This window comes from Diaphorobacter sp. JS3050 (genome assembly GCF_013154915.1).
Classification (GTDB): domain Bacteria; phylum Pseudomonadota; class Gammaproteobacteria; order Burkholderiales; family Burkholderiaceae_C; genus Diaphorobacter; species Diaphorobacter nitroreducens.
In genome coordinates this window covers 831,543-842,971 of the sequence record NZ_CP053553.1, presented here as the reverse complement: position 1 = coordinate 842,971, position 11,429 = coordinate 831,543, and the positions used below count along the sequence as shown (strand labels likewise).

Below are 11,429 nucleotides of genomic sequence, written 5' to 3'. Positions count from 1 at the left end.
CGCTCACTGCTTTGCTTACTGCACGCGCTGCCAGGTCTGGGTGCGCCAGAACGGGCCCAGGAAGCCGCGCACCTCCAGCCGCTTGCCGCCCTCGATGGGGGTCAGGCTGGCGCGGTATTCCTTGCCGTTTTCGGGGTCGAGGATCTTGCCGCCCTCCCAGACCTCGCGGTCATCGGCCTTCTTGACGCCGCGGATGATCTCCAGCCCCGCGATCGCCTTGCCCTTGCGGTCGTCCTTGCACTCGGTGCAGGTGGCGGCAGGGTCGGCGTCCTTTTTGAGGGACTTCTCGATGCGGCCGTTCAGCACGCCGCTGGTTTCGGCAATACGGATCTCGGCCTTGGCCTCGCCCGTCTTGTCGTCCACGCTGCGCCACAGGCCCACGGGGGACATCTGGGCCCATGCAGGGGCCGCGATTGCTGCAAAAATAATAGCTGCTAGCGCTTGTCTCATAAGGCCTCCAGTGCAAAAACGTTCAAAATTGGCAATGCGTGCAATCGCTGGCTCAGGCCAGGGCGGCGTCGGTGTCCATGAGCACCTTGCTGCCGGCGCGGGCGGTGCGCATCAGCGTGTGGACTTCAGGGAACAGCTTGGCGAAGTAAAAACGCGCCGTCTGCAGCTTGGCCTGGTAGAACGGGTCGGTGTTGCCGGCGGCAATCTCGCGCAGCGCCACCTGGGCCATGCGGGCGAACATGTAGCCAAACACCAGGTGGCCGGCCACCCGCAGGTAGTCCACGGCGGCGGCGCCCACCTCATCGGGGTTCTGGAAGCCGCGGAAGCCGATCTCGGTGGTGAACTTGGTCATCTGGTCGCCCAGGTAGGCGATGGGGTTGATGAACTCGGCCATCTTCTCGTTCACGCCTTCTTCGGCCACCAGCTGCCCGACCAGCTTGCCGAACTTCTTCAGCGTGGCGCCGTTGTTGCCCAGCACCTTGCGGCCCAGCAGATCCAGCGACTGCACGGTGTTCGTGCCTTCATAGATCATGTTGATGCGGTTGTCGCGCACGAACTGCTCCATGCCCCATTCCTTGATGAAGCCATGGCCGCCGAAGACCTGCATGCAGTGGTTGGTGGCGATGTGGCCGTTGTCGGTCACGAAGGCCTTGACGATGGGGGTCAGCAGCGCCACCAGTTCGTCGGAATCCTTGCGCACCTTCTCGTCGGGGTGGCTGTGCGCCTTGTCCAGCAGCAGCGTGCAGAACACCTGCAGCGCGCGCGCGCCCTCGGCGTACGCCTTGGCGGTGAGCAGCATTTTGCGCACGTCGGGGTGCACGATGATGGGATCGGCTTCCTTGTCCTTGGCCTTGGTGCCCGACAGGCTGCGCATCTGGATGCGGTCCTTGGCGTAGGCCAGCGCGTTCTGGAAGGCCACTTCGGTCAGGCCCAGCGACTGGTTGCCCACGCCCAGGCGGGCGGCATTCATCATCACGAACATCGCGGCCAGGCCCTTGTTGGGCTGGCCCACCAGCGTGCCCACCGCGCCGTCCAGCGTCAGCTGGCAGGTGGCGTTGCCGTGGATGCCCATCTTGTGCTCCAGGCCGGTGCAGTAGATGGGGTTGCGCTCGCCCAGCGAGCCGTCGGCGTTCACCTTGAACTTGGGCACCACGAACAGACTGATGCCCTTCGATCCCTTGGGCGCGTCGGGCAGGCGGGCCAGCACCAGGTGCACGATGTTGGAGGTGAAGTTGTGCTCGCCGGCGCTGATGAAGATCTTGTTGCCGGTGATCTTGTAAGTGCCGTCGGCCTGGGGCTCGGCCTTGGTGCGCAACAGGCCCAGGTCGGTGCCGCAGTGCGGCTCGGTCAGGCACATGGTGCCGGTCCACTCGCCGCTGGTGAGCTTGGGCAGGTAGAGCTGCTTCTGCTCCTGCGTGCCGTGGGCGTGCAGTGCCTCATAGGCGCCGTGCGACAGGCCGGGGTACATGGTCCAGGCCTGGTTGGCGCTGTTGAGCATCTCGTACAGGCACTGGTTCACCGTGTGCGGCAGGCCCTGGCCGCCGTACTCGGGGTCGCACGACAGCGCCGGCCAGCCGCCCTCGACGTACTGGCGGTATGCCTCCTTGAAGCCCTTCGGCGGCGTGACCTCGTGCGTCTGCGGGTCCAGCTTGCAGCCCTCGGTGTCGCCGCTGATGTTCAGCGGGAAGGCGACGCCGGCGGCGAACTTGCCGGCCTCCTCCAGCACGGCGTTGATGGTGTCCGCGTCCACCTCGGCGTGCGCCGGCATGGCCTTGAATTCGTCGGTGACCTTGAAGACTTCATGCAGGACGAATTGCATGTCGCGCAGCGGAGGCGTGTAAGTAGGCATGTGGAGACTCCTGGGAAGAAGGAAGGGTGGAAAAGAAGAAAAACCGAAATACGGGTGGCAGGGCTCAACCGCGGTGGCCGGGCAGCGCGCTGTAGCGCGCCAGGATGTTGTCAAAGCCCGTGTTGGCCCGGTCGATGGAGCCAGGGGTGTGCAGGAAGCGCGCCTCATAGTGCAGCGCCAGGATCAGGCCGTGGATCTCGAACAGCATCTGGTCTTCGCTGACGTCGTCGCGGATCTCGCCGCACTCCTTGCACTGCTGGATGGCGCGCTTCATCGCGGCCTGCCAGGTCATCACCGAGTTGGCCAGCGCATCGCGCACGGGGCCCGTGCGGTCGTCGAACTCCACCGCGCCGCTGATGTAGATGCAGCCGGAATCGATCTCGATGGAGGTGCGCTTCATCCAATTGGCAAACAGGGCGCGCAGGCGCGACACGCCGCGAGGGGCCTGCATCGCGGGGTAGAACACTTCCTGCTCGAATCGCGTGTGGTACTCGCGGATCACCGAGATCTGCAGTTCCTCACGCGAGCCGAAGTGCGCGAACACGCCTGACTTGCTCATGCCCGTCACTTCGGCCAGCGCACCGATGGACAGCCCCTCCAGGCCGATGTGCGTGGCCAGGCCCAGGGCGGCATCGATGATGACGGCCTTGGTGTGTTGCCCCTTGTGCAGCGCCCGGCCCTCGCGGCGTGGCGCGCGAACCGTCTTGGTGGGGGAAGGAGAAAGAGACATGAAGCAAAATAAAACGAACGATCGTTCTATTTTGCATAAAACACGCAGGTAACGCCAGTATTTCCAGGCGCGCAGAACGCGCTTCGGGGTAAACCCCTAAGTGGATGATTTATCGAGCCCCACCATCGCGGGGGACCGTGCCAAGGGCGAAATGCTTACCGCACCTTTCGCGGGTGGTCATGCCATCACGCTTGCCTGCGCTGGCGTTACAGCCACAGTGCCAGAGTGGCGTCCAGGTGTTCCGTCGGCATGCGGCGAAAGCCTGTGCGTGCGTAGCGCTGCAAGCGTCCGCGGATCAGGTCGGACAGTGCGGCCGCCCGCACCTGTGTCTGCACCGTGGGTGTCGCCGAGCCGTCCGCGTCGGCCACGGGCCGTAGGCACTGGCGCAGCGTGGCCTCCACCTTGTCGAAGAACAGGTTCATGCGCTGCTGCAGGCGCTCGTTTTCGAAAACCAGCGCATCCCCCACCATCACGCGCACCATGCCGGGGTTGCGCTCGCCGAACTGCAGCACCATAGCCGTGATGCGCGCCGCGCGCTGCGCGCCCTCAGACTCGCCACCGCGCTCCATGATCTGGTGCACAAGGGTAAAGACGCTCTGCTCGATGAAATCGATGAGCCCCTCGAACATCTGTGCCTTGCTGGCAAAGTGCCGGTACAGCGCCGCCTCGCTCACCTGCAGGCGCGCCGCAAGCGCTGCCGTGGTGATGCGCTCGGCCCCGGGCTGCTCCAGCATGGCCGCCAGGGTCTGCAGGATCTGCTCACGCCGCTCGCCCGGCCGCGGCCGGCGGCGCGCGGCGGGCGCGTCGTCGGTGGAGGCTGGCGCGTCAGTAGCAGGCGTGAATTCAGTCATGGGGCATGGATCGGGGGAGAGCAACAAGTGTGTGCAATTGATTCTCGCACACCACGACTCCAGCGTCGTGACGGCTGCTCGCTGTGCCGCGACCCTTGGATCCGCTTCCAAAAAAATAGCTGCTAGCGCTTGCTGGACAAGCGCTGCAGTCATTTTTGACTCCAATACATCCGGGCCGTGCCCGAAAAGAGCCTAGTGACTCCGGATCATGGTGCCGTAGGCCTGGTCGGTCAGAATTTCCAACAACATCGAATGCGGTACGCGGCCATCAATGATGTGCACGGCATTCACGCCAGCCTTTGCCGCATCCAACGCCCCGCTGATCTTGGGCAGCATGCCGCCGGAGATGGTGCCATCACCGAACAATGCATCAATTTCGCGCGCCGTCAGGTCGGTGAGCAGCTTGCCTTCCTTGTCCAGCACACCAGGGGTGTTGGTGAGCAACACCAGTTTCTCTGCCTGCAGCACCGTAGCTAATTTACTCGCCACCACGTCGGCGTTGATGTTGTAGCTTTCGTTTTCCTCGCCAAACCCGATCGGGCTGATGACGGGAATGAAGGCATCGTCCTGCAGCGCCTTGACTACGCTCGGGTCGATCGCCACGATGTCACCGACCTGCCCCACGTCATGTTCGACGCTCGGGTCCTTGTTGTCCACCATCTTGAGCTTCTTGGCGCGGATCATGCCGCCATCGCGCCCCGTGAGGCCCACGGCCTTGCCACCCGCCTGGTGAATCAGGCCCACGATGTCCTGCTGCACCTCGCCTGCCAGCACCCATTCCACGACTTCCATGGTTTCCGCATCGGTCACGCGCATGCCCTGGATGAACTCACCCTTCTTGCCCAGACGGTTCAGGGCCTGCTCGATCTGCGGGCCGCCGCCGTGCACCACCACCGGGTTGATGCCCACCAGCTTGAGCAGCACCACGTCCTCGGCGAAGTCGGCCTGCAGTTCCGGGTCGGTCATGGCGTTGCCACCGTACTTGATGACCATGGTCTTGCCATGGAACTTGCGGATGTAGGGCAACGCCTGGGCCAGGATTTCGGCCTTGTCGCGCGGGGCAATCGAAAGAAGGTCGGTCATGTGAGCGGGTTGGGAGGGTGGAACACAAAGAGCGCGAATTGTGCCGCAACTGGCCACCACGCGCGGCGCTCAGAAACGCATCCAGCCCGGCACCTTGAAGCGCACGATGCCGATGTAGGCCGTCACGTAGGTCGCACCGAACAGACCGCAGAACGTCATGAGCACGGGCGTGTTGTTCCAGAACAGCACGGCCGGCACCACCGTGAGCATCGTGAACGCCCACAGATAGGGAGACGTGCGGTTGTTGCGCTTGAGCATGCGGCGCGCCTCGTCCTCGTGGAACACACTGCGCACGATGCGTCGGTAGATCAATTGGTGGAAATGCAGCGCATCCGCCATGCCGGGCGACACGCCGCGCGCCAGCTTGCGGTAGATGGAAAACAGGGTCTCCCCCACGGGATAGATCAGCAGCAGCAGGGGAAACCAGGGCGACACCTCGGCATTGCGCTGCACCAGCGACAGGCTCGCCAGCGCGATCACCCCGCCCCAGATGTACGCGCCGCCATCGCCGGCGAACAGCATGCCACGCGGGTAATTCCAGACCAGAAACCCCCCCGTCGCCGCCGCCAGGCAGACCAGCAGCGAGGCCAGGGCGCGGTCGCCCACCTGCAGGCACACATGGGCCAGCGCCAGGCATACGATCAGCGCCACCATGCCGGCCAGGCCGTTGTAGCCGTCGATGATGTTGAACGCATGGGGCAGTCCCGCCATCGCCAGCAACACGACCCCCATGCCGAGCCACGGGGCCTGGCGCAGCAGCATGTCCAGCCAGGGCAGCCCCAGGCGCGGCACGTTCATGTCCAGCAGCCAGACCGCCAGACCGCCGGAAATCAGCGTGAGCAGCAACCGGTAGCGCACAGACAGCCGCTGGGTCATGTCTTCGGCGATGCCGCCGAGCACGGCCGGCAGCAGCACCGCGATCCAGAGGAGCACCCAGGGCCCCAGGCGCAGCGAACCGGGATCGCCCAGACGGGTTTGCCACATGCCCAGCAACCAGCTGACGACCAGGCCTGCCAGCAAGGCCAGACCGCCCAGGCGCGGCACCTCGCCCACGTGAAAACGCTGCGGCATGGCGTCGCCGTATGCGACGGCCCGCCCCCCCGACCAGCGAATAATGGCTGCGGCGACGACCGTGGTGACGATCAAACTGACGAGAGATAACCAGATCATGGGGCGCCAATGTTAACAGGCCGTTGAAAAATCCCCCGCCGACGCCCGCGTTGGCCGCTACGATCTGAAGCCATCGGTGAACGACCCAGACGAGGACGATGAGAGGCAGTCAAGATTTCCAGGGGGCGATGTTCAGCTACATCAGCCTTGAAGAGCGCGTGCCGCAGGCACACCCGCTGCGCAAGTTGCGCGCGGTGGTTGATGCGCTGCTGGCAACCATGAACCGCGAGTTCGAAGCGGTGTACGCCCGCCGTGGCCGCCCATCGGTGCCACCGGAGATGCTGCTCAAGGCCTTGCTGCTGCAGATCCTGTTCTCCATCCGCAGCGAGCGCCAGTTGGTCGAAGCGATCAACTACAACCTGCTGTACCGCTGGTTCGTGGGCCTGAACATCGAAGACAAGGTCTGGGACCACTCCACTTTCAGCGCCAACCGCGAACGTCTGTTCAACGAAGACCTCGCCCGCGCCTTCTTCGAGCGCGTCAAGCTCAGTGCCCAGTGGGGCAAGCTCGCCAGCGACGAGCACTTCAGCGTGGACGGCACGCTCATTGACGCCTGGGCCTCGCACAAGAGCTTCAAGCGCAAAGACGACGACAGCGGCACGCCGCCTGGGCGCAACCCCGAGGTGGACTTCAAGGGGCAGGAGCGCTGCAACGACACCCACGAGAGCACCACGGACGCCGATGCCCGGCTGTTCAAGAAGAGCCAGGGCGACAAATCCCGCCTGTGCCACATGGGGCACATCCTCATGGAGAACCGCAACGGGCTGATCGTGGATGTCGAGATCACCCACGCCAGCGGCACGGCCGAGCGCGAGGCGGCGCTGGCCATGTTGGAGCGTCGGGGCAACAGGAACAAACGGGCCACGGTCGGTGCCGACAAGGGCTACGACAGCAAGGCCTTCATCAAAGGCTGCAGAAAGCTCAAAGTCACGCCCCACGTGGCGGCCAAGGACAAACACTCGGCGGTGGATGCGCGAGTGACACGGCACGAGGGCTACAAGACCAGCCTGAAGGTGCGCAAGCGCATCGAAGAGGCCTTTGGCTGGATCAAGACCGTCGGTGGTCTGGCAAAGACCAAGCTGATCGGTCAGGCCAAGCTCACGGGCCAGGCGCTGCTGTGCTTTGCCACCTACAACCTTGTGCGAATGGGCAGCATCGGCGGCTGGTGGGACGCGCATCATGCGTGAGCCCAGGGATACGTGCGCCCGAAATGGGCGGGAGGGCCTGCAAACCGGCCAGATGGGCCGTTGCAATCGCTGCGCAGACGCGTCTGGGCAGCTCGTGTCTTCGCACTCAGCGTCCCTGATGCGTTCGAAAAGCACTTTTTCAACGGCCTGTTAAGGGTCGCCCCGCCGCCGGCGAAGTATCTCAATGCAATAAAGGGTGCGCTCATGCCCCCAGGGCCTCGAAATACTCCGCGCCGATCCGGTCCCAGGTGTAATGGAGCCGCCCCAATGCCTGCATGCAATTTCCCACGGCTTCGGCCCGCGCACCCTCCAGGTCTGAGAGCAACGCCGTGAGCGCCTGGGCATCCGCAAAATACCGAGCCTGCCCATGCGTCGTGTAGCGGTTGAAGGAGCAGTCATAGGCGGCCACCGGCAAACCAAAGTGCATCGCCTCCACCAGGGAAGGGTTGGTCCCGCCCGCAGAATGGCCATGCACGTACAGACTGGCGCGCTCGCGCAGCGTCCGCAGGGCACCGGGGTCGTATTTGGGATCGGCCAGTGTGATGTGGTCACACCCGCCATAACGCGCGCGCATTGCGCGGCCAAAGGCGCTGGCCTCCCAGTTGCCCACAAACACCAGCGGCAGCACGGGCTGGCGCGCAAAGGCATCGAGAATCATCTCCACATTGTTCTCGGGCTCGATGCGGCACAGGGCCAAGGCATAGCGCGGCGGCAGCGCGGTATGCCAGGGTCGGCGCGTGCACTGCACGGCATGTTCGCCACCATAGGCGATCACGGTGCAGGACCTCGCGTAGCTGCGAGCCACATGCTCGGCGACGCCCTCGTTGTCCGCGACCACCACATGCGAACACCGCACGGCGAGCCACTCCGACAGGCGCAGGAAAGCCCTGGCCGCCCTCCCCCACTTGGCTCTGCGCCATTCGACGCCGTCGATATTCGTCACCACTTTGGTACGCCCGAAGCAGCGCAGCAGGGGCAGCGCGATGGCGCCCGACACCCCGAGCAGCAGCACCGTGTCCACGCGCTGGCGCCAAGCCAGCGCCAGCGACCAGAGGTCGTAGGCGATGCTGGACACCCCGTTGGCGGAGATCGGCAAATGGTGCAGACGCGCACCATGGAAGCGCCGCGCCTCCTCCGCGGGCATGGGGCCACTGCAGAAAATCGTCAGGTCCACGTCCAGGCCATGCCGCTCCCGATAGAGGGCCAGGTTCTCGGCCAGCGTCTCAAACCCGCCATAGGCCGCGGGCACGCCGGCGCACCCGACGATCGCCACTTTTCGCGTCATGCCCGCCCTTCAATCACCGCCGCCCCGGCCGCCCACCTCAGGGGGCCAGCGACGCATTGGCCTGCTCGATGCTGGCCTGGCGATCCTGGCCGGCCAGCGACTGCAGCCGCATGCGCGACAGCAGGTACAAATAGCGCGCCTGCGCCAGGTCGCGCAGCGCCATCGTCTTTTGCTGCTCGGCATTGAGCACATCGACCGTGGTGCGGCTGCCGGCCTGCTGCGACTTGCGGCTGGAGATCACGGCCTGCTCGGCCGAGCGCACCGCCTGCTCCAGCGCGGCAATGCGCAGCGCGCCCTCGGTCATGCCGCGAAACTCCTTGTGCACGCGCACGCCCAGATCCAGGCGCGTCGCCTCCAGCGCTTCGCGCGCGCGTTCCTGCGCGGCCAGGGCCTGGCGCACGGTCGAACTCACATAGCCGCCCGAATACAGCGGAATCGTCAGCTGCAGGCCCACCACCCCCTGGTCGTAGCGCGAGTTCACGCTGGTCACGCTGTCGCTGCTGGAGCGCGCCCACTGGGCCACGGCATCCAGCGTCGGCTTGTGTCCGGCCTGGGCCTTGTCGATCTCCAGCCGCGCCGCCTCCACCTGGGCGCGCAGCGAGCGCAGCTCGGGGCTGGCCTCCTCGGCCAGGGCCACCCAATCCTCCAGCCGGGCCGGCATGGGCGGCTCGGGCCTGAAGCGCTGCACATCCAGGCCGGCCAACTGCGCCAACGGCTGGCCGGTCAGCGTCTGCAGCCTGCGCTGCGTGAACTCCAGGTTCTGCAGGGCCTCCAGCTCCTGCGCGCCGGTCATGTCCAGGCGCGCCTGGGCCTCGTCCACATCGGTGCGGGTGCCCGAGCCGGCCGCCAGCCCCTTGCGCGCGGCATCGAGCTGCACGGTGTAGCTGGCCTTCTGCGCGGCGACCAGGTCGAGTTGGTCGCGCGCCAGCAGCACATCGAAATAGGCCTCGCCCACGCGCACCACCAGGCTGTACTCATCGCGCTCCAGCAGCGCGTCGGCATCCTCCACCTGGGCCCGCGCCTGGTCGACCAGGGCGTTGTTGTACGGCCGGTAGATCGGCTGGCGCACCGTCAGGCTCTGGTTGCCGCTGTAGTAGTGGTTCTGCTGGGTCACCGGCTGGCCGAGGAAATTTCTCGTGCGGGCCGTGAGGTCGTTGTAGTTGCGCGTGGCGCTGAGCGACACGCTCGGCAGGCGCTGCGCCTGCGCCTGGGGCAGGCGCTCGCGGCTGGCGTCGGCGGCGGCGCGCGACGCGCGGATCGAGGCATCGTTCTGGAGCGCGGCCTCGTAGGCCTGGCGCAGATCAAGCGACCAGGCCGGCCAGGCCAGCGCCACGCCGGCCAAGGCGGCGCAGGCACGCGCCAGGCGGTTCAGGCGCGGCATGCCCAGGAGGGTGGAAGAACGGGCCATCGTCTCACTCCTCGGTCATCGAGGCTGCCAGGCGCTTGGTCAGCGGATGCAGCAAATAGGTCAGCATGCTGCGCTCGCCGCCCTTGAAGATCACCTCCACCGGCATGCCCGGATGCAGCTGGCGCTGGCCCAGGGCCTTGGCGCCCTCGCCCGTCACCTGCACGCGCGCCAGGTAGTAGCTGACGTTGGACTGCGGCTCGGTCAGCAGGTCGCCCGACACCGACTCCACCGCGCCCTGCACCACCAACTGGGGCGAATTGGCGAACGACGAAAAGCGCACGTCCACCGGCATGCCGGCCTTGACGCGGTCGATCATGTGCGGCGCCACGCGCGCCTCCAGCAGCAGCGGCGCGCCCTTGGGCACGATGTCCATGAGTTTTTGCCCCGGCTGCACCACGCCGCCCACCGTCTGCACGGCCAGGCCCACCACCTGGCCGTCGGCGGGCGAGCGGATCTCCGTGCGCTCCAGGTCGTTGCGCACGGCGCGGAATTTCTCGCCATCGACCAGCACCTGGCGGCTCACGTCGGCCAGCTGCGTCTCGACTTCCTTGCGGTATTCCTGCTGGCGCGAGATCGCGCGCTGGCGCAGGTCCGAGATGGCGCTGCGCGCGCGCAGCGTATTGCCCTGCAGATCGGCGATCGAGGTGTTGACGTCCGCGACCGAGCGCTCCAGCTCCAGCTGGCGGTTGCGCGGCGCATAGCCCTCCTTGACCAGGTCGCGCAGATGCCCCAACTCCTCGTGCAGCAGCGCCAGCTGGTTCTTGCGGTTGCCCAGCATGCCGGCGTAGGACTGCAGCAGCCCTTCCTGGCCCTGGATGTTTTCCTCGATCGACTGCAGATCCGAGCGCAGCAGGCTGCGGCGGGTGTGGAACAGCTGCTCCTGGTTCAGGATCTGCTGCTGGATCAGCGGATCCGATGCGGCCTCCTTCAGGTCGGCAGGCCAGGCGATGCCGGGCTTGCCCAGCTGCTCGGCCTGCAGGCGCGCCTGCATGGCCAGCAGCCCCAGGTAGCTCTGGCGCACCGACTCGTAATTGGCGCGCGCCACGGCCGCATCGAGCTTGATCAAGAGCTGCCCCTCCTTGACCTCGTCGCCCTCGCGCACCAGCACCTGCTGCACGATGCCGCCGCTCAGGTGCTGCACCGCCTTGCGTTTGGTGTCCAGCGCCACCACGCCCGGCCCGGGCACGCCCTCGTCCAGCGGCGCCAGCGCGGCCCACAGCAAGAAGCCGCCGAAGCCCAGGCCCAGCGCCCACAGCCCCCAGCGGCCGGCCCGGCCGAGGTCGTGCTTTGCTACTGTATCCGCAGCATCCAGCGCTTGTGCATCAGGCGTCAACTGGGATTTTTTATCTGAAAAATGTAAGGATTGAGCCATGTCAGAACTCGGCAAAAAAAGGGGGCGCCAACCACAAGGGAAAG

General features: G+C 65.9%; 10 protein-coding genes. 1 reads left to right on the top strand and 9 read right to left on the bottom strand.

Going from position 1 to position 11,429, the window contains the following annotated elements; translation table 11 throughout:
- Positions 1-15 precede the first annotated feature (15 nt).
- The 6 genes from HND92_RS04190 to HND92_RS04165 all read right to left on the bottom strand — a co-directional run bounded on the left by HND92_RS04190 (position 16) and on the right by HND92_RS04165 (position 6,133).
- Positions 16-450, bottom strand: coding sequence for a DUF2147 domain-containing protein (locus tag HND92_RS04190; protein WP_011804047.1), 435 nt, complete (start codon positions 448-450; stop codon positions 16-18).
- A gap of 52 nt (positions 451-502) precedes the next feature.
- Complete coding sequence (locus HND92_RS04185; protein ID WP_172206110.1) at positions 503-2,299, bottom strand: acyl-CoA dehydrogenase C-terminal domain-containing protein; 1,797 nt, start codon at positions 2,297-2,299, stop codon at positions 503-505.
- Between the two features lie 64 nt (positions 2,300-2,363).
- On the bottom strand, positions 2,364-3,029 hold the full coding sequence (locus HND92_RS04180) for a TetR/AcrR family transcriptional regulator (protein WP_011804045.1): 666 nt from the start codon (positions 3,027-3,029) through the stop codon (positions 2,364-2,366).
- A gap of 206 nt (positions 3,030-3,235) precedes the next feature.
- Positions 3,236-3,880, bottom strand: a complete 645-nt coding sequence (gene slmA, locus HND92_RS04175; RefSeq protein ID WP_088887668.1) for a nucleoid occlusion factor SlmA — start codon at positions 3,878-3,880, stop codon at positions 3,236-3,238.
- Between the two features lie 192 nt (positions 3,881-4,072).
- Positions 4,073-4,963 carry an acetylglutamate kinase gene (gene argB / locus HND92_RS04170; protein ID WP_172206108.1) on the bottom strand — a complete coding sequence of 297 codons (891 nt, stop codon included), beginning with the start codon at positions 4,961-4,963 and terminating at the stop codon, positions 4,073-4,075.
- A 69-nt stretch (positions 4,964-5,032) separates the two neighbouring features.
- On the bottom strand, positions 5,033-6,133 hold the full coding sequence (locus tag HND92_RS04165) for a glycosyltransferase (protein ID WP_011804041.1): 1,101 nt from the start codon (positions 6,131-6,133) through the stop codon (positions 5,033-5,035).
- Between the two features lie 98 nt (positions 6,134-6,231).
- Between HND92_RS04165 and HND92_RS04160 the strand changes: the two genes are divergently transcribed.
- Positions 6,232-7,320: an IS5-like element ISDisp1 family transposase gene (locus HND92_RS04160; protein ID WP_011803559.1), complete on the top strand. Its 1,089-nt coding sequence runs from the start codon at positions 6,232-6,234 to the stop codon at positions 7,318-7,320.
- A gap of 202 nt (positions 7,321-7,522) precedes the next feature.
- On the opposite strand, the gene HND92_RS04155 is transcribed toward HND92_RS04160, so the two are convergent.
- The 3 genes from HND92_RS04155 to HND92_RS04145 are packed head-to-tail and all read right to left on the bottom strand — an operon-like array spanning position 7,523 to position 11,385.
- Positions 7,523-8,605, bottom strand: a complete 1,083-nt coding sequence (locus tag HND92_RS04155; RefSeq protein ID WP_011804040.1) for a DUF1972 domain-containing protein — start codon at positions 8,603-8,605, stop codon at positions 7,523-7,525.
- A 37-nt stretch (positions 8,606-8,642) separates the two neighbouring features.
- A complete protein-coding gene (locus HND92_RS04150; RefSeq protein WP_011804039.1) occupies positions 8,643-10,013 on the bottom strand; it encodes a TolC family outer membrane protein in 1,371 nt (456 codons plus the stop codon).
- 4 nt (positions 10,014-10,017) lie between these two features.
- Positions 10,018-11,385: an HlyD family type I secretion periplasmic adaptor subunit gene (locus HND92_RS04145; protein WP_172206106.1), complete on the bottom strand. Its 1,368-nt coding sequence runs from the start codon at positions 11,383-11,385 to the stop codon at positions 10,018-10,020.
- Positions 11,386-11,429: the final 44 nt, after the last annotated feature.

Excerpts from the sequence above, each read along its gene's own strand:
- HND92_RS04145 (WP_172206106.1), bottom strand. The coding sequence starts at position 11,385 with ATGGCTCAATCCTTACATTTTTCAGATAAAAAATCCCAGTTGACGCCT.
- slmA (WP_088887668.1), bottom strand. The coding sequence starts at position 3,880 with ATGACTGAATTCACGCCTGCTACTGACGCGCCAGCCTCCACCGACGAC.
- HND92_RS04155 (WP_011804040.1), bottom strand. The coding sequence starts at position 8,605 with ATGACGCGAAAAGTGGCGATCGTCGGGTGCGCCGGCGTGCCCGCGGCC.
- HND92_RS04150 (WP_011804039.1), bottom strand. The coding sequence starts at position 10,013 with ATGGCCCGTTCTTCCACCCTCCTGGGCATGCCGCGCCTGAACCGCCTG.
- argB (WP_172206108.1), bottom strand. The coding sequence starts at position 4,963 with ATGACCGACCTTCTTTCGATTGCCCCGCGCGACAAGGCCGAAATCCTG.
- HND92_RS04160 (WP_011803559.1), top strand. The coding sequence starts at position 6,232 with ATGAGAGGCAGTCAAGATTTCCAGGGGGCGATGTTCAGCTACATCAGC.
- HND92_RS04180 (WP_011804045.1), bottom strand. The coding sequence starts at position 3,029 with ATGTCTCTTTCTCCTTCCCCCACCAAGACGGTTCGCGCGCCACGCCGC.
- HND92_RS04165 (WP_011804041.1), bottom strand. The coding sequence starts at position 6,133 with ATGATCTGGTTATCTCTCGTCAGTTTGATCGTCACCACGGTCGTCGCC.
- HND92_RS04185 (WP_172206110.1), bottom strand. The coding sequence starts at position 2,299 with ATGCCTACTTACACGCCTCCGCTGCGCGACATGCAATTCGTCCTGCAT.
- HND92_RS04190 (WP_011804047.1), bottom strand. The coding sequence starts at position 450 with ATGAGACAAGCGCTAGCAGCTATTATTTTTGCAGCAATCGCGGCCCCT.